This window comes from Candidatus Saccharimonadales bacterium, assembly GCA_039928925.1.
Lineage (GTDB): Bacteria > Patescibacteriota > Saccharimonadia > Saccharimonadales > Saccharimonadaceae > UBA6022.
Genome location: JBDSSF010000001.1, coordinates 236,414 through 255,122 on the forward strand (window position 1 = coordinate 236,414; position 18,709 = coordinate 255,122).

The window sequence follows — 18,709 nt, forward strand, 5'->3', positions numbered from 1 at the left end:
ACTTATATCATGAATATTTACCTAGGTTCTGATCACAATGGCTTCGCGATGAAGGAAAAGATATTCGCGTATCTTGTTAAACATGGCTACCATGTTGAAGATGTTGGCGATAAAGCGCTTGATCCAGATGATGACTTTCCAGAGTTCGCTCAAATGGCGGCACTTAAAGTGATTGGCGATACGGATAAAGACCCACGTGCAATCCTTCTTTGTGGAGGTGCACAGGGAATGGCGATGGCGTCAAATCGTTTTCGTGGTATTCGGGCTAGTGTCATTTGGGACGCATATGAAGCGCGCATGACACGTAATGACAATGATAGCAATGTTCTTTGTCTACCAGCTCGTGTCCTCGAAGATGATCCTGCTGCATGGAAAGGCATCATTGAAACATGGCTCAGTACTCCGTTTGCTGCAGCACCTAGGTATAACCGCCGCAACGCGCAGATTGACGAGATGTAAGAATGAGTGTGATTGCTCCAGCTATACTTGCTGAAACAGCAGACGATTATAAGACGTGCGTCGATCGCATGCACAGCTTTACTGAGCGTGCCCATGTTGATATTAGTGATGGCGAATTTGCTCCAAGTTTTACCGTTGGAGAAGCCCAGGTATGGTGGCCACAAGAATGGACAGTTGATATCCACGCTATGGTTGCTCGTCCATCTGAACATCTTCAAACCCTTCTTAGTCTAAAACCTCACATGATTATTTTCCATGCAGAAGTCCAAGAAGATCTTTTGCCAATTCTAAAACAGTTACAGCAAGCAGGGATAAAAGCAGGCGTCGCACTACTTAGATCAACGGTACCTTCAACTGTTGATGCATTAATACGTGCAGCAGATCATGTGATGATTTTTAGCGGTGAACTTGGTAAGTATGGTGGAACAGCTAGTTTGATGCAGCTTGAAAAGATTCGACTGATAAAAGCAATTAATGCAACGGCTGAGATTGGATGGGACGGTGGAGTGACGGTTGAGAATGCATTCAGTTTGGCACAGGGTGGGATTGACGTACTTAATGTTGGTTCAACACTTGCTAAAAATGATGATCCAGCCAGTACCTACCGGATACTAGTAAACGAAATTAATAAACACGGAGTGATTTAAAGATGGACGGAAAATTAACGATCACTGGTCTAGAGGCGAAAGCAGTTGATATTCGTCGTGACATCATTACAATGCTCGAGCATGCCGGTAGTGGACATAGTGCAGGTCCACTTGATCTTGCTGACATATTTACAGCCCTATATTTCAATATCTTAAATATTGATCCTAAAAATCCAGACTGGGCTGACAGAGATATTATGCTACTTAGCAATGGGCACTGTGTTCCTGTTCAGTACGCTGCAATGGCAGAACGTGGTTTCTTTGAAGTAAATGAGTTACAGACTCTTCGAAAATTAGGCTCTCGTCTTCAGGGTCATCCTGAACGAACAAAACTACCTGGACTTGAAAACACAAGTGGCCCACTCGGTAGTGGTCTTAGTCAAGGTGCTGGGTATGCGTATACACTTCAGTACATTGATGAAATTAAGCACAGGTGGGTATATGTCGTCACCGGTGATGGTGAGCTTGATGAAGGTAATATCTGGGAAGCAGCTATGTTTGCTGGTAAAAATAAGTTGAGTCAGCTTATTGTCTTTATTGATCGAAACAATATTCAAATCGATGGTAGTACTGAAGATGTCATGCCTCTTGAAGATCTTCGAGGTAAATGGGAGTCATTTGGTTGGCACGTTCAAGAAATTGATGGTCACAATATTGAGAGCGTTATTGATGCTGCGAGCATGGCTCGTGCTATCACTAATAAACCAAGTGTTGTCATTTGTCACACAATTCCTGGCAAGGGTGTAGATTTCATGGAGTATGACTACAAATGGCATGGTATTGCACCAAACAGTGATCAGGCTAAAAAAGCACTTGAAAAACTAAGGACGCTTGACGGTAAAATTACTCATGAAGGAGCATCTGTATGAGCTATCCATTAAATCCAGATGTATTTGCAGATGATGTGAAACAAGAACCAATTCGGGCAGGATTTGGCCGTGGCTTAAAAGCGGCTGGTGAGGCGAACGATCAGATTGTTGCACTTTGCGCAGACCTCACAGACAGTACGCAGATGTCTTTATTTAAAGAAGCATTTCCTAAAAGATTTGTTGAAATCGGTGTTGCTGAACAAAATCTCGTAACTGTCGCAAGTGGTATGGCTCGTGCTGGAAAAATTCCATTTACAAGTAGTTATGCTGCATTTAGTCCTGGACGAAACTGGGAGCAGATTCGGACAACAATTGCACTCAATGATCAGCCGGTAAAAATTGTTGGCTCTCACGCAGGTGTCAGTGTCGGACCAGATGGCGCAACTCATCAAATGCTTGAAGATATTGCGTTAATGAGAGTACTACCAAATATGGTAGTCGTTGCCCCCGGAGATAGTATTGAGGCAGAGAAAGCGACGCGTGCAATAGCAGAAAATGGTAAACCAAGCTATCTTCGCCTCGCTCGTGAGAAAACACCAATTTTTAGTACTGACGATTCTCCTTTTGAAATCGGTAAAGCATACCTACTTCGCGAAGGCCATGACATAACATTACTTGGAACAGGCGCGATGTCGTACGAGCTTCTCGTTACTGCCCGCGAGCTTGAACAGCATGGTATTTCGGCTGAAGTCATTCACGTACCAACTATTAAGCCGCTTGATGAGCACACGATTCTTTCGAGTATCAAGAAAACAGGCCGTGTGCTCACTGCTGAAGAGGCACAGGTAAATGGTGGTTTTGGTGGCGCGATTGCTGAGCTTATAGGAGAAAAACTCCCAACACCTCTAAAGCGTGTTGGGATGTATGATCGTTTCGGCGAGTCAGGTGCACCACGTGAACTATTTAAATATTTTGGCCTGGATGGTGCATCAATGGCTAAAACCGCTAAACAATTTATTGACGATGTACCACGTTATCATCAAGGATTTTAAGGAGAAAATATGGGACTAACAATAAAACAAATTCGTGACAATACAGTAAGAGCACGCCACCTATACCAACGAACACGTCAGCAACATTTTGCTGTCGGTGCCTTCAACATTGATAATCAGGAAACGCTTATCGCTGTTGCACAAGCTGCACAAAAACTAAATGCCCCCGTACTTGTTGAAGTGAGTGACGGCGAAGTTAAAGCAATGGGCATTGAGAACATTCGTGACCTTGTTGATAACTACAAAGTTGAGTACGGCGTCGAGATGTATATTAATCTTGACCACAGTCCATCAGTCGAGGCGTGTAAGCGTGCGATAGATGCTGGCTACGAGTTCATTCATATTGATATTTCCCAGGCAAATCACGATGCAACAGAAGAAGAAATTATTGAAAAAACCAAAGAGGTCGTTGAATACGCTAAGTTTACTGGTGCACTTGTTGAAAGTGAACCTCATTATTTTGGTGGTAGTAGTAATGTCCATAAAGAAGATATTGATTACGAAGAAATCAGGAAAACATTTTCAACACCAGAACATTCTAAGCAGTTTACAGAAGTAACAGGTGTTGATACATTTGCAGCTGCTGTTGGTAACCTCCACGGGCTTTATCCTGTGCCAAAACAGCTAGATCTTGAGCTACTCCAGCAAATTCGTGATGCAATTGACTGCCAGATTAGCCTTCATGGTGGTAGTGGTACACCTCTTCATTTCTTTGAGGAAGCAGCAAAAATCGGAGTTAGCAAAATTAATATCAATAGCGATATGCGCTATGCGTTCCGTAAAACACTCGAAAAAGTACTTGCTGAAAATCCAGACGAATATGCAATCGTCAAACTTATGCCTCAGGTGTACGGTGCTGTTCAGGCAGTTGTCGAAGAAAAAATTCAAGCATTCGGTAGCGTCGGTAAGGCTGTCGTTTAGTTTTAGAGTAACTGCGTCATATCCCGCTACGTATTTATGTGGTGAAGTACTTGTTTGCCAGTTTTTAACTGTCTATCAATTCGTGAACGCTCGGTACAGTATACATCCCAAAATGCTTTCATATGTTTTGGCATGAAAGTAAGTGGACAGCCGACAATTGGCGAGTCAGTGGGGAGCTCGATATCTTCAATTGTAACCATAGGCTCTGTTGATGGGTCGGAGACTGCCATGTCACTGGCAAATATTATCGGTTTACCCTGGAAATCGACAAACCTACGTAGTACCGGTGCTTTTCCTGGGTAATCTGGCCTGAAAGCAAGCCAGTGTGATACTTCATCGCTACTGATAGTGAGTAAATCTTTTAAGTCCAAAATAGGTCCAACTGAAGCAGATTGCCATTGAAGATATGTATCACGAAAGGCAACGAATTGGCGGTTATGCATTAACGCGATATGACGTGCAATTCCACTTGTTTTAGGATGGCACAGCTGATCGGCCGGAGCCAGAGGCGCTAGCGTATCATAGATATTTTCAGTAGCATTGAGTGCAGTCTGGATACCTGCAATAAATGTATCGTCAAATGAAGACCAGCGGTTCTCATTTTGTCGGTGACGACATTGTTGGGATTCTTCTAAATATTCAATCGTGTCATAAAATTTTGGGTTAGACTGGATGAGCATATACGCACGTTCAAGTTCTGATGCGATTGTCCTACTCAGTGAACGCTGTGTTTGAGTCTGTCTTATATCACTATCACTGTCGCTATAAGCAAGAAGGAATTTATTCATCGCCGCATCGATGACTTTAGCTGACTCACCATAGTGGGGAGGCTTTAGCTCGCTTTCTGGCGCGCTCTTGCCAGGAAATGGGCATGACTCTTCACTGCTAAATTGACGAGCCGCTTGAGAACGAGGGGTTGATGGCATATGTCCATTTGTACCCTATACTAGATTAAAAACCAAGCGTAAGTGGTATACTATTTTCATATGACTACAAAAAAATTGAAGATACTTTCCATAGGAGCTGCAGTACAAGATGTATTCCTCAGCCACAGTGATGAATTTAAACCTGTAAGCGAAAAATCTGTTCACGAACAGTTCATGAAACTCGAACTTGGTGCTAAAGCAGATGTGAACAATATTGATTTTAGTACAGGTGGTGGAGCGACAAATGCTGCTGTTACATTTGCACGTCAAGGCATTCACAGTCAATTTATGGGAACGATTGGTCATGATCCAGCTGGGCTCGCGGTACTCGATGATCTCGATCGTGAAGGCGTTGATACTGCCGGAGTAAGCTATTCACCGAAATACAACACCGGCTATTCAGTCCTCCTCCTTGCACCAACTGGCGAACGAACTATCCTTACGTACCGCGGTGCCAGTACTCACTATGATGCTAATAATTTTGACTTAAAAGACTCAGATGCAGATTGGCTATACGTATCGAGTATGGCAGGTAGTATGGATGCGCTTCATACTATTTTTGAACAAGCTAAGAATCTGGGCATAAAGGTATTTTTTAATCCTGGAAAGGGTGAGCTTGCACATACGACAAAGCTAAAATCACTTCTTGAGGATGTTGATGTTCTCTCTCTTAATAAAGAAGAGATTCAGACGATCGTTGAAGGTACTGATCTTGAGAGCCTCGTACGTCATGCACATCACTACGTACCAACAGTTGTCATTAGCGATGGCCCAAATGGGGTTATGGCAAGCGATGGCAAAACGATTGTTCGTGCTGGTATGTATGAAGATGTAAAAGTAATTGACCGAACGGGTGCTGGTGATGCGTTTGGATCTGGCTTCCTGAGCCAATGGGCAGCAGGAGAGTCGTTAAAACAGTCAGTGCTATTTGCTAGCGCAAACTCGACATCTGTCGTAAATAAAATTGGTGCTAAAAAAGGCATTCTACATAAAGATACTCATCTTCATGAAATGCCACTGCACGAAAAACCCTTCTAGTCTTCTCGTTGCTCTACAGGTAGACTATTTAAATAGTTGGTCTTTTCGTTCAGTAGATTTTTAATGTTAATAGCACCAGACGTTACGATTGCTGCAGTTGCAAGATGTTGATGTAGTGTTCTGGGTGCAAAACGCTCAAGAGTTGTATCTGTTGATACGAGCGATGCTCCGCGAATAGCAGTGGTTGTTTTTCCTTGCCAGCCGGCACTAATATCTACAGCACCGTCTGTCGCGCCTTTAACATGTGACCGCACAAGTGTGACGGCAATATCTCGGCCAAGACGTGTTATTAGGTGATGTATCGTTAAGTTACCGCGCTGATACTGAGCAAATTCCCAAATAAAGAAATCAAATTTATCCATCAGTGGATCAAACTCTTTGCCAAATTCTGTCTGTCCATCAAAAGTTTTTGCGATAACACCATCAGCTTTATCGCTCAGCATAATAGCGAGACTTGCAATGATATCGGCTGAAGAAGGCTTTCCTTTTCGATGAAGCTCGTGAATCAGACGTGCTGCAGGTCGAGCAGCTGAAGTCATGTTTGCAAGTATAGCCGCCGTTTTTTCACTTGGACGCATCTCAGGCCATGACTCGATAGTGTTTTCGAGTGAGGCAAGAAGAGGGAGTTCCTTTGATGAGAATGACATATCTTATAATAGTATGGTTTTGACGGATAGATATGGCAAGCATAAGCATGCTATAATATGGCCAGTATAAAATGAGTTTAGGGATATGAGGTGATTACGTGGCCAAAGCGTTACAAGATTTACTGAGCAATAACCATCCATTGTTCACTACAACAATCCATCAGCTTGAGCAAGCTTCGGGAAGTAGTAATATCGATGTGCGTTTAATTGCGGACATCACACATGCTGCACACAATGTCATGCGTCAACTTGGGCTTGATACAGCCGACACGACAAGTGTCGAGCTATATAAAGCGCTTACAGCAACTGCAGTATCCGGACAAGCCGAGAACCTACTCATCAATACAAGTTACGTCCTCATAAACCTTGGAGACGGTCCAATATCATTTAATATTCAGGACGTTATAGATAATCATCATCACGAACTTGATTTTGAACATCGTGTTTCGACACATGGTCAATTACATCTTCGGAGTGAAATTGTTAAACGTTATGCTGACAGTGATCGATCAGATAATAAAATAATTACCGCACTCGCCGCGGAGATTGGCCTACATTACATGAATCCAACCGACACAGACCATACAGAAAATTCGATTAATAAAACACCACATATTTTGGCGATTGGTGATATTTTCACAGACGCATTTATTACGCTTGGTGATGATACCGCAAAGATCTTTAAAGAAGGTGATACAGAATGGTTGGCAGTACCGTTTGGACGTAAGCCACCATACGAACGTGTTGATATTGTTAAATCGGTTGGACCATCGCCAAACGTTGCTGTCTCGATCGCACGACTTGGTTATTCAGCTGGCCTCATGGCATGGATTGGTGGTGATGCGACTGGCGAGGAAGCGATTGATCATCTAAAAGCCGAACATGTTGCGACTGATTCGATGATCGTAGAATCTGATAAGGCAACAAGCTACTGGTATGTTCTTTGCTACAAAGCCGATCGTACGATGTTGGTGAAGAGTGAAAAGTATCGATACGAATGGCGTGACCCTGCAACAGCTCCAGACTGGATCTACCTTGCATATCTTGGAGAGGACTCATGGCCACTTCACGAAGGTTTACTTGACTATCTTGAACGTAACCCAAGCGTTAACTTTGCGCTCCAGCCAGGAACATTCCAATTCGAATGGGGCCTTGAGAAGATGAGAAGCTTCTACAAGCGAAGTAGAATTGTCCTCATGAACCGCGAGGAAGCTATGGATGTCACTGGACTTCCTCATGATTCTGTAAGAAACCTTGCAAATGGTCTTCATGATCTTGGACCAGAAATCGTTGTTATCACTGATGGACCAAATGGATCATTTGTATCACAGAACGGTCGACTTCTTACTATTCCAAACTATCCTGATCCAGTTCCGCCAGTTGAACGTACCGGTGCAGGTGATGCTTTCTCTTCAACATTCGTCGCCGCAGTTGCTGCAGGTGAATCTGTAGAAACTGCACTATCTTGGGCTCCAATTAACTCAATGAATGTCGTACAGCATGTCGGCGCTCAGGCTGGGCTACTTACGAAAGAGAAGCTTCTTGAATATTTACAAAATGCACCAGAGGATTACCGAGTGACAGAGGTACAGGAATAAAATGCGCTATCAAATTTGTGTGTCGGGCGCTGCAAGCGGCGACACAGTCCAGTCATCGCACCAACTAGCATTTGATATAGGTCATGCAATTTCTTCACGCGGTAAGACGCTACTTACAGGAGCGACCGTGGGACTGCCGCATTATGCGGCAATGGGTGCAACGAGCGTAAAAGGTAAGAGAGGAATCTCTATTGGTTTTTCACCTGCTAGTTCGTTTCGCGAGCATGTTGCCACGTACCGTCTTCCAACTAAAGAGTTTGACTACATTAACTTCACTGGTATGGAGTATGTTGGACGTGACGTCCACCTGGTGCGTAGTTGCGATGCTATCATTACTGTAGGTGGCCGCATGGGTAGTTTACACGAACTCTCAACTGCGCTTGAAAGTCGTAAAGTCTGCGGTGTATTAATCGGAAGTGGCGGTCTTGCGGATTTCACAAAAACACTGCTTGAAAATATCGAAGCACCTGGTGCAAAAGATATTATTTACGATACCGATCCAGAAAGAATTGTTGACCGTATTATTGATGCACTTGATAAAAAGTATGCAGATTTTCAAGATGACGGTACCGACAGTCAAATTAGTTCAAAGCGCGCTGGTCGTGGATAAATTGCTTGTGATTAGCTTAATCTAATGCTTAAATGAAAGCATTAGATTAATGGAGTTTTTCATGAGTAGGCAACGTAACCAATCCGGCAGTGCTCTAACCATTATTGTCATCTTAGTTGTAATTGCAGTTCTTAGTACTCTCGGTATTGTTTTTTGGCAAAAGTATATGAGTGCAAAGCCAACAGTATCCTCCATTGACACTTTTTCAGATTGTAAAAAGGACACTGCGAGCAAGATGCTTATCACATTGCCAGAGCAGTGCGTTACCGCTGACGGTAAAACGTTTACAGATGTCTCTCAAAAAATTAATCCAAACGCAGATCTTACAGAAGTCGTAGCTAGTTCGCTAGTTGACCGTGAGCTGACACTTCATTACCCGAAAAGTTGGACAATTGTAACTGACGAACAGGGTAATAAAAATAGCATCCAGGAGCCTTATCTAAAGAATGTAAAAATAACGAGTCCAAGTGGGAAGTTCTCGATTAGGTTTAATATTATGAAAAATGGAGGACTTGGTGGTGCATGTGACCCAGAAACCGTTAAGGTCACAAAACTTGAAACAACGCTTTTATCCAGTCTACCGAATCTTCGATTCGCCGAGTCAATCCTACACTTTACTGATCAAAATTCAGATACATACACATATAGATCGGAGATACAGCGTCTATCACCCGAAATCTTAGCAACGAAAGTTGGTGGCACAGGTTGCAATTTCATGTACGCTGGTTTGTTCAGTAAGGGTAGTGTGGATATGGGTGAAAATGGCAGCCTAGCAAGTGTTTCTATTGTTGCAAATGCACTAGAAAGTGATACACAAATCACTGATAAACAAAAAATAATCGATGCGCTGAGCGGCGCGGAGTATAACACTGCAAAACGCATCCTACTGACCCTGACAGATACGTAGTATAATAGTTGGGTGGATCACAAATTTCGTCTTGAAACTAACTACCAACCAACCGGTGACCAGCCGAGTGCTATTAGGCAGCTAATAGATGGTCTTGATAGTGGTGTCCGGGAGCAAACACTTCTTGGAGTTACTGGCTCCGGTAAGACATTTACAATGGCAAATATTATTGCTGATCGTCAAGTTCCAACGCTTGTTATGGCACATAACAAGACGCTAGCTGCACAGTTATTTTCCGAATTTAAACAGTTTTTTCCTGATAGTGAAGTCCATTATTTTGTTAGCTACTTCGACTACTATCAGCCAGAAGCTTACATGGCTAGCAGTGATACTTATATTGAAAAAGACAGTAAGATTAACGACGAGATAGACCGCCTTCGTCATTCAGCTACCGCAGCCCTCCTCACAAGACGAGACACAATCATTGTTGCCAGTGTTAGCTGTATTTACGGTATTGGCTCACCTGATGATTATTCTGAGATGTCTATCACAGTAAAGACAGGTGAGAGCCGACAGCAAGATAAATTTGTGCGTTTACTTACTGACATTCAATACCAGCGTAATGATATCGATTTTCATCGTGGAACATTCCGCGTAAAAGGTGATGTCGTTGATGTTTTTCCAGCTGGTAGCGATGTTGCATACCGTATTGAATTTTTTGGCGACGAAGTTGATCGTATTACACGCATTGATCCTCTAACAGGTGAGATTCTTGGTGAACCAAAAGAAACAACGATCTTCCCAAGTAGTCACTATGTTACGCCAAAGCAAAAGCTTGAGCGAGCAATTGAGAATATCAAAATAGAATTTGATCAGCGAATGGAATGGTTCGAGAAAAATGATAAATTACTTGAAGCTCAACGGCTTGGCCAACGGACAAAGTATGACATTGAAATGCTTGAAGAGACAGGCTTTGTAAAAGGTATTGAGAATTATAGCCGGTACCTCACTAACCGCGAACCAGGCGAACAACCAGCAACACTCATGGACTATTTTCCTGATGACTTCCTTTTATTAGTCGACGAAAGTCACCAAACTCTCCCGCAAATCAGGGGTATGTTCAATGGTGATAGGGCTCGAAAAGAAGTGCTAGTTGATTATGGTTTCCGACTCCCCTCAGCTCTCGATAATCGTCCACTCACATTTACGGAGTTTGATCGACATATTAACAAAGCAATTTATGTTTCAGCTACACCAGGTGATTATGAACTTGCACATAGTCCTGAACCTGCACAGCAAATTATTCGTCCAACAGGACTATTAGATCCTGAGATCTCAATTCGTCCAACAAAAGGGCAGATAGATGATTTAATTGCTGAGATTCGTGAACGAACCGCAAAAAATCAACGTGTTCTCGTAACAACACTTACAAAACGTATGGCTGAAGATTTATCTGCGTACTTGCTTGAGATCGGCATGAAGACTGCATACATTCACAGTGATGTAGATACACTTGAAAGAGGTGATATCCTTAATGATCTTCGAAGCGGTGTGTACGATGTACTTATAGGCATTAACTTACTCCGAGAGGGACTTGATCTTCCTGAGGTAAGTATGGTTGCGATCATGGATGCCGATAAAGAAGGTTTTCTCCGTTCTGAAAGCGCACTCATCCAAACAATTGGCCGCGCAGCTCGTCATCAAGAGGGTAAAGTACTTATGTACGCAGATAAGATTACCCGCTCAATGCAGGCTGCGATTGACGAAACTAATAGGCGACATACAATTCAGGAAGCATATAACACTGAACATGGCATCACGCCGACGAGCATCGCGAAGAGTATTGACGAGGGTCTTCGAGCAATTATTCCAGATAAAGATAAGAACAAGAAACCAACACTTGATCTTAAGAAAATTCCAAAAGATGAATATAAGTCACTTATGAAAGATCTTACAGGACAAATGGAACTCGCCAGTGCCAATCTTGAATTTGAAAAGGCCGCAGAACTACGAGATATGATTGCTAGTATTAAAGAAAAACTTTAGCTTTAGTAACCGTCGTTATTCAATCAGAAGCTTGATATACTCATATTTAGCATGACTGATAAAATACATTCTTCCGCTCATCACCATCGTTCAAAAAAGATTATTAAACACACGTACGTTGTCATTGCGACTGGTGCTGCAATTCTTATTGGACTCCTCGTCACGTATTTTATTGCCATACACATTCTCAATGCTAAAAAAACGGATACAGCAAAAAATGAGATCGTAGGGGTTGGGCAACAAGTCAAAAAAGTCCGAACAGTTTCATCACAGCTTGGTTTTGCTGTTACATATAGTCCAGATGATTTATCAGCGACAGGCCAAGTAACAGACGGAAGCTCAACACCTTCACGTGTTACGGGTCAAGAGTTTGACGGGGCTGATCTTGAAACTTCACGGCCGTACGGTTTGATTCATATAGATTATCCGAAATCAGACACGAGCACTCTTGCGTCGAATCAATCGCTAACACTACTGACAAGTATAAGAAAAGATTATTTTACGAGTCGACTTTCTTTGCCAGAAAATAAAATGAAGAGTGAGATTGATCTCTGGGTAGATGATATTATTTCGCAAAAAAGTGCAGATGGTGAAACTCCAGGTCAACCATCCGACGTGAATATTAATAATGTTGCATACAAAAAAATTACTTTCACACATGCGAATGATTCGTATGGTATTAAAGTAATCCACACGACGACAATGTATGTCACCGTTCAGAATCATCGTCCATACTATGCAGAAATTAGTAATCAAACGGATGCTAACAAGAACCAAACTGCCGAACTCGAGTCAGTCATTAAAACGGTTACATTTACATCATTTGATCAAACTAAACTAAGTAAAGCGAGCCTTGATATGACGCTTGCAAAGACAGCTAGTGCGCAGCAGTCATCATCTGATCTTTCACTACCAAGTGATGGTGCCAATGTACCGACACCACTTGATCCTAAAACAGTCGCTCAGGTTGTCGTAAAAAATCAAATTGCCGTCGTGAGGGTTGCGACGTTATATTGTAATGATCTGACACTTAGGTCAGGTGCGGCGACGCTTGCGCTCAAAGATGCATGTAGTGGTGGCATCGGAAGTGGCTCTATCGTATCTCGTGATGGTTATATCGCAACGAATGGCCACGTAGCTGTCGTGACGCCAAAAGACACCATTCAGGGCTATATTAATTTAGTATCAGATACAGATATACAGCAACAGCACATCGAAGACGTTGTGAGGTTTCTTGTTACCAGTGGAAAGATGAGTCAAACTCAAGGCAACGCTCTTATTCGAGATGTTTCAGTTGGTAGTAGTGATGCAGTCGCCGCAGTACAGCAACTCCCATCTCTTATTGCTAATTCAGAAGTGACATCAGCTAATCAGGCTACTCGCTATGCTATCCAGCTAGGCAATACGCCAATCGAGATGAAGGCAAATGGCGCTAATCGGGTAGGTCTTAACTATTCGAGTACGGTTGTGCCAGCAAAATTTATTGGTGCTGATTATAACGCAGAAACTGCAGATCAAGATCTTGCAACTGGTAACTTTACGACGTCAGATGTTGCTATTCTCAAGATTGATGGCAACTATCCGAGTGTGCAGCTCGGTAGTATGGACAATGTAGCAGATGGTGATGAGTTGACTGCAATTGGCTTTCCGGCATTTGTTGATAACGGTCTTAATACTACTAAGTTACGAACTGTTCCTAGTGTCACTCAGGGCATTGTATTATCCATTAGCACCGATAATGGGCAAGTGAGTGGCCGAAAGATTTTGCAAACGAATGTTCCAATAGGACATGGAAATAGTGGAGGTCCGGCATTCTCAACTGACGGTAAGCAAATTGGACTGAATACATACAGTGCAATTACGTGCCCTGATCAGAAATGTTTTGGGGATGGAACAATTAGAGACATTGCTGATTATAAATCCCTGTTAAGTGAAAAGAATATTTCACTAAATACTGATAGCGATATTACGAAGCAATGGGATACTGCCATTGATGATTATCTTGCAGGGAATTACAAACAAGCTCTAAGTGGTTTTAAGTCTTCAGCGAAGCAATACCCATCGAACTATCTCGCAAGTAGCTTGATCACTCTTACTGGTAAACACATTGGGGCAAGTGATGACACATCATCAAACTATGATTTTGTTTCAACAATTGCGGTAGCAATTATAATTGTTATTATCGCAATTGCTTTTAGCACTGGTTTTGTTATATTTATGGTCCTAAGAACAAAGAAAATCCACGGTTCAGCGGTGCAAATTGTACCAGTTAGTGATATCCAGGTAAATACTATACCGGAACAAGTAGCTCCTGAGTTTGAATCACAAGTCACACTACCAAAATCGCCTCAGACTTCGCTGTCACCACCTGAGAAATCATCTGAATTCGAACCTCCTAAGACTCCTTTGTCCTAGAGAATGGTTGCAAAAGTATAGTAGTTGTGCTATAGTTAAATACATTGCATTCGATAGAATGTCGAGCCTCTTTCAAAGACGAGCGTGACGAAACGCCGCCACCGAAATATCCTCTCGCTGTTCTCCTAAGTACACTTAGTACTAGATCTGACTGCAAAAACAGCTATCAACATATAACGAAAGGGTTATTTTCTATGGCATTTCAACAACAAAGGGGCGGACGCCCTAATCAAGGCCGCCCAAGTAACGGTGGTGGACGTAGTTTTGGTGGAGGCGGCGGCGGTCGTCGTAGTGGTGGCGGTGGAAACCGTGGTCCAGCTAAAAAGTACATTCATCCATCAAAATTTATAAATAAAGCAGTCGCAAAAGCTGACGAAGTTGCATATGTACCAACTCATAAATTTGCAGACTTTCCATTTGGCGCTCAGTTGCATCACAACATCTCGAGCAAGGGTTATGAAACTCCAAGTGCGATTCAAGACCAGGCAATTCCTCATATTATTGAAGGCAAAGATGTTATTGGACTCGCTAACACTGGTACTGGTAAAACAGCAGCGTTCCTACTTCCAATTATCGAACGCCAAAGTGGTATTACACTTCGACCAAGCGTCTTGATCGTTGCACCAACACGTGAGCTAGCTCAGCAAATTGACGAACAGTTCCGCGAATTTGCTCGTGGCCTTGATCTTTACTCGACTCTTATCGTCGGTGGAGTCAATATAGACCGCCAAATCCGTGACCTAAAACGTCGCCCACACTTCATCATTGGTACACCAGGTCGTCTAAAAGACTTGATGCAACGTGGATTCTTGCAGCTTAAGAACATGACAACTCTTGTTCTTGACGAGGCAGACCGCATGCTAGACATGGGCTTCTTACCTGATATACGTCAAATCGTAAGTGAGATGCCAAAAGAACGTCAGACACTATTTTTTAGTGCGACGATTACACCTGAAATCTCAGCGCTCGTTCACGCATTTCTTAATGATCCTGTCACTGTCTCTGTTCGCACAAGCGAAACAAGTGAGCACGTTGAACAAGACATCATTGAATCACGTGATAAGGCTCATAAACTCGAGATCCTTACTGAGATGCTTCGTGGCTCAGACTACGATAAGGTACTTATCTTTGGTGAAACAAAGTTTGGTGTCCAGCGTCTATCTGATCACCTTGATAACAGTGGTATCCCATCTGCTGCTATCCACGGTAACAAGAATCAGTCACAGCGTCAGCGTGCTTTGAAACAGTTCAAAGATCAGCGTGTGAAAGTACTTGTTGCAACAGATGTTGCCGCTCGTGGTCTTGATATTCCAAATGTAAGTCATGTGATTAACTTTGACACACCACAAACGTATGAAGATTACATTCACCGTATTGGCCGAACGGGCCGTGCTGGTGCAAGTGGTAAAGCATTTACTTTTATCGATCGTCGATAATACTTTACTTAAGAAAAACGCCTCAATTATGAGGCGTTTTTTTGTTGGTTATCTTCTGTTTCGGTCATCATCCAACTGACAGCCATCAACCCGTTTTGTGTCGTAATATCCTTGTCGCCAGACGTATCGATTACCTCAATAGGAAGTCCAACCACTTCATAAGCTTTTTTAACAGCAGGGAAGGTTTGGTTGTGGACTTGAAGCCGAAGTTGGATAGTATCTGAGTTAACTGGATTACGCTCTGAACGATGTGCACGTTTTTGAAGACGGAGTGCAGCTGCGTGGTCATTTACATCAGTAATTATCATGCCGCGAATCGAGCGGTCACCTGAAAGTGTATCTAGTATACTGACCTGTGTGTCTCTCCGTGGCATGCCATCGATGAATAAAAGTGCAGTCGCCGCAGATCGAGCAAGTTCTCTTTCGAGAATACCTGCTATAACCTCATCGTCAAGAAGACCGTATGGATGTTCGTTAAGATGAGAGAGGATTTGTTCACGAAACTCAGAGGCAACCGCACCAGATCCTATTTTTCGAATATGATCACCAAAAGAAATATGTTCGACACTTTGACCATATTTACCAAGAGCGGTCGTCATTTCACGACCAAGTCGGCTTTTGCCACTACCTGGTTTGCCCGCTATGAGGATAATATCTTGTTCAATACTGTTCATAAAATTTCCTAAAGTGTTACGTAGTAGCTTTACTATACATTACTTGCGCATCTTGTCAATTAAAGGTTATACTATAAACATGAGTGAGTTAGAAAAAAATATTCCATCTGTTCAACTCGAAATTGCTGAACCTGAAATATTACGAAAAGGTGCTGATCGGCCTCTGAAACTAATGGCCGGTAAGGCTATCGACTTATCTACTTATCGACTGGACGCCAATGGTGAGCGTATTGAGCCTACTGACATAGAATTATTGCACGATCTAACACCTGCATTAGCCGAGCTTATCAATCAACATTATCGTGTAGCTAAAGACTGGCACCCACATGATTTTATACCATGGAGTGAAGGTCGTAATTTTAAATTTCTTGGTGGTGAAGACTGGTCGCCAGAGCAGTCGCGACTTGACCCTGTCGCTCAGTCTGCGATGACACTTAATCTTCTTACGGAAGATAATCTCCCTTCATATCACCGTGAAATTGCTGTTAAATTTGGTGATCACGAAACTTGGCGCCATTGGGTTGGGCGATGGACTGCCGAAGAAAATCGTCACGGTATCGCACTCAGAGATTACCTGACTGTCACTCGAGGGGTAGATCCTGTAATGCTTGAATCGATGAGGATGGAGCACATGACAAATGGCTACGATGCGGGAGAAAAAACTCTGCCGGAAATGATTGCATATGTCACTTTTCAGGAACTAGCTACCCGTGTATCCCACAGAAACACAGGTAAGGCAGCTGGTGATGATATTGCCGATCAACTACTTGCACAGATCGCAAAAGACGAAAATAATCATATGATGCTTTATCGTGGGCTAGTTACAGCAACATTTAATCGTGCACCTAATAGAATGATGAAGGCAATATTAAAAGAGATCAAAGGCTTTAAGATGCCAGGTGCTGGTATGCCTGACTTTCAAGATATGGCGCTGGATATTGCACTTGCGGGAATATATGATCCTCCGAAACACCTCAAGCAAGTTGTACTACCTACATTAGAATATTGGAAAGTTTTTTCACGAACTGATCTTTCAGGAGAAGGAGAGCTGGCACGGGATGAACTCGCAGCATTAATGGAAAAATCTAAAATTGGTGCTGATCGATTTGATAATCGTCGGGAAGAAAGAATTATCACGGTGGCAAAACGACGCGCTCGCGACAGCTAATATGGTATTATAAGCTTAGTATAAATAGGGAGAAAAAGCGTGTTTACAATTGGTGTTATTATTTTCATACTTATCATTTTAGCTTTTGGTATGTTCTTTACGGTTGGTCAACAAACCGCTGCACTTGTTGAAAGATTTGGTAAATTCAAACGGGTAGGCACGGCTGGTTTAAATGTTAAAATCCCTATTATTGATAAAATTGCTGGCCGGGTGAATCTCCGCGTGCAACAACTTGATGTTCGGGTTGAAACTAAAACTAAAGACAACGTCTTTGTATTTGTTATCGTTAGCGTTCAGTACTACGTATTACCTGCTAAAGTTGTCGATGCATTTTATCGTTTGCAAAATGCAGAAATGCAGATCACATCATTCGTTTTCGATACCGTTCGCGCACGTGTTCCTACGATTAATCTTGATGAACTTTTCCAGATGAAAGACGAAATTGCTTCAGCTGTTAAAACTGAACTTGATGTTGTTATGGATGATTTTGGATACGGCATCATGAAAGCGCTTGTCACAGATATTGATCCAGACGCTAAAGTGAAGCAAAGTATGAACGAAATTAATGCTGCTCAGCGTATGCGCGAAGCAGCAATTCAGCAAGCAGAAGCAGATAAGATTCGTGTCGTAAAAGCTGCTGAGGGTGAAGCTGAAGGTAAAGCGCTACAAGGTCAGGGTATTGCAAACCAACGTCGCGCGATTATAGATGGACTTAAAGACTCAGTTGAGAACTTTAGCAAAAATGTCGAAGGCACGAATGCACAGGATGTTATGAATTTGGTTCTAATGACACAGTACTTTGACACAATAAAAGATATTGGTCTTTCAAGTAAGACAAATACGATTCTTATACCACACTCACCTGCAGGTATGTCAGATCTTTCTGAGCAAATGCGTACAGCCATGATTACAGCTAATCAGGTAACTAAAGTTAGTGATGACGCTACTCCAAAAAAGCCAGGCTCTGGACGTTGAGCTTAACTAAATAATCTACATCCTAGCTTTTAGATACATCACGTGCAGTATATTAGTTTGTTTCAATAGTAATCATAATTGATCGTTTAACTACTGTTTTTAGATTATTAAAAGGTAGTGGCTGAATCAAAATTACGTTATAATAATCATATGACACAAATTCTGCGAGATGACGTGCTGCATTTAGCGCAGCTAAGTAGTTTGCAGCTTGCCGATGATGAAATTGACAGCCTGCAAATTGATATTGGTAACATTCTAGGTTACGTTGAGCAACTTAGCCAACTAGACACTTCAGGAGTGGAGCCAACATATCAGGTGACTGACTTAGAAAACGTATGGCGTGATGACGTCGTTATTGACTATGGCGTTAGTCGTGAGCAATTACTCGAGTTAGCTCCTGAAAGCCATCTAAATCAAGTTAAAGTACCGAAAGTATTATAA

Annotated in this window: 18 protein-coding genes; 15 read left to right on the top strand and 3 right to left on the bottom strand. The window is 42.5% G+C overall.

Features of this window, described 5'->3' with window-relative positions; genetic code table 11:
• Positions 1-9 precede the first annotated feature (9 nt).
• The 5 genes from ABIS22_01255 to ABIS22_01275 are packed head-to-tail and all read left to right on the top strand — an operon-like array spanning position 10 to position 3,888.
• Positions 10-459, top strand: coding sequence for an RpiB/LacA/LacB family sugar-phosphate isomerase (locus ABIS22_01255; GenBank protein MEO7740523.1), 450 nt, complete (start codon positions 10-12; stop codon positions 457-459).
• A 2-nt stretch (positions 460-461) separates the two neighbouring features.
• Positions 462-1,106: a hypothetical protein gene (locus ABIS22_01260; GenBank protein ID MEO7740524.1), complete on the top strand. Its 645-nt coding sequence runs from the start codon at positions 462-464 to the stop codon at positions 1,104-1,106.
• A 2-nt stretch (positions 1,107-1,108) separates the two neighbouring features.
• Positions 1,109-1,975 (top strand): transketolase, encoded by an 867-nt coding sequence (locus tag ABIS22_01265; GenBank protein ID MEO7740525.1) that lies wholly within the window; start codon positions 1,109-1,111, stop codon positions 1,973-1,975.
• Positions 1,972-2,967 carry a transketolase family protein gene (locus ABIS22_01270; protein ID MEO7740526.1) on the top strand — a complete coding sequence of 332 codons (996 nt, stop codon included), beginning with the start codon at positions 1,972-1,974 and terminating at the stop codon, positions 2,965-2,967. Before ABIS22_01265 ends, ABIS22_01270 begins: the two co-directional genes overlap by 4 nt.
• Before the next feature lie 9 nt (positions 2,968-2,976).
• Positions 2,977-3,888, top strand: a complete 912-nt coding sequence (locus tag ABIS22_01275; GenBank protein ID MEO7740527.1) for a class II fructose-bisphosphate aldolase — start codon at positions 2,977-2,979, stop codon at positions 3,886-3,888.
• 26 nt (positions 3,889-3,914) lie between these two features.
• On the opposite strand, the gene ABIS22_01280 is transcribed toward ABIS22_01275, so the two are convergent.
• Positions 3,915-4,814, bottom strand: a complete 900-nt coding sequence (locus ABIS22_01280; protein MEO7740528.1) for a hypothetical protein — start codon at positions 4,812-4,814, stop codon at positions 3,915-3,917.
• A gap of 60 nt (positions 4,815-4,874) precedes the next feature.
• Between ABIS22_01280 and ABIS22_01285 the strand changes: the two genes are divergently transcribed.
• Positions 4,875-5,852 (top strand): carbohydrate kinase family protein, encoded by a 978-nt coding sequence (locus ABIS22_01285; protein ID MEO7740529.1) that lies wholly within the window; start codon positions 4,875-4,877, stop codon positions 5,850-5,852.
• Here ABIS22_01285 and ABIS22_01290 read toward each other — a convergent pair.
• Positions 5,849-6,499: a CDP-alcohol phosphatidyltransferase family protein gene (locus tag ABIS22_01290; protein ID MEO7740530.1), complete on the bottom strand. Its 651-nt coding sequence runs from the start codon at positions 6,497-6,499 to the stop codon at positions 5,849-5,851. The two genes, ABIS22_01285 and ABIS22_01290, sit on opposite strands and share 4 nt — an antisense overlap.
• A 98-nt stretch (positions 6,500-6,597) precedes the next feature.
• Between ABIS22_01290 and ABIS22_01295 the strand changes: the two genes are divergently transcribed.
• From ABIS22_01295 to ABIS22_01320, 6 genes are all read left to right on the top strand, one after another.
• The gene (locus ABIS22_01295; GenBank protein ID MEO7740531.1) at positions 6,598-8,097 is read left to right on the top strand and encodes a carbohydrate kinase family protein; all 1,500 of its coding nucleotides are present in this window, start codon (positions 6,598-6,600) and stop codon (positions 8,095-8,097) included.
• Position 8,098: 1 nt separating this feature from the next.
• Complete coding sequence (locus ABIS22_01300; protein ID MEO7740532.1) at positions 8,099-8,707, top strand: hypothetical protein; 609 nt, start codon at positions 8,099-8,101, stop codon at positions 8,705-8,707.
• A gap of 61 nt (positions 8,708-8,768) precedes the next feature.
• Positions 8,769-9,614 carry a hypothetical protein gene (locus ABIS22_01305; protein MEO7740533.1) on the top strand — a complete coding sequence of 282 codons (846 nt, stop codon included), beginning with the start codon at positions 8,769-8,771 and terminating at the stop codon, positions 9,612-9,614.
• 12 nt (positions 9,615-9,626) lie between these two features.
• Positions 9,627-11,600 carry an excinuclease ABC subunit UvrB gene (gene uvrB, locus ABIS22_01310; GenBank protein ID MEO7740534.1) on the top strand — a complete coding sequence of 658 codons (1,974 nt, stop codon included), beginning with the start codon at positions 9,627-9,629 and terminating at the stop codon, positions 11,598-11,600.
• Between the two features lie 51 nt (positions 11,601-11,651).
• Positions 11,652-14,015, top strand: a complete 2,364-nt coding sequence (locus tag ABIS22_01315) for a serine protease (GenBank protein ID MEO7740535.1) — start codon at positions 11,652-11,654, stop codon at positions 14,013-14,015.
• 194 nt (positions 14,016-14,209) lie between these two features.
• Positions 14,210-15,451, top strand: a complete 1,242-nt coding sequence (locus ABIS22_01320) for a DEAD/DEAH box helicase (GenBank protein MEO7740536.1) — start codon at positions 14,210-14,212, stop codon at positions 15,449-15,451.
• A 26-nt stretch (positions 15,452-15,477) separates the two neighbouring features.
• Here the strand turns inward: ABIS22_01320 and ABIS22_01325 are convergent, their stop codons facing one another.
• Complete coding sequence (locus ABIS22_01325) at positions 15,478-16,125, bottom strand: nucleoside monophosphate kinase (protein MEO7740537.1); 648 nt, start codon at positions 16,123-16,125, stop codon at positions 15,478-15,480.
• A 79-nt stretch (positions 16,126-16,204) separates the two neighbouring features.
• Here ABIS22_01325 and ABIS22_01330 point away from each other — a divergent pair, with 79 nt between their 5' ends.
• The 3 genes from ABIS22_01330 (at position 16,205) to gatC (ending at position 18,709) form a co-directional block, all read left to right on the top strand.
• Entirely contained in the window at positions 16,205-17,293 is a 1,089-nt protein-coding gene (locus ABIS22_01330; protein ID MEO7740538.1) for an acyl-ACP desaturase, read from the top strand.
• 39 nt (positions 17,294-17,332) lie between these two features.
• Complete coding sequence (locus ABIS22_01335) at positions 17,333-18,268, top strand: SPFH domain-containing protein (GenBank protein ID MEO7740539.1); 936 nt, start codon at positions 17,333-17,335, stop codon at positions 18,266-18,268.
• 150 nt (positions 18,269-18,418) lie between these two features.
• Positions 18,419-18,709, top strand: coding sequence for an Asp-tRNA(Asn)/Glu-tRNA(Gln) amidotransferase subunit GatC (gatC, locus tag ABIS22_01340; GenBank protein MEO7740540.1), 291 nt, complete (start codon positions 18,419-18,421; stop codon positions 18,707-18,709).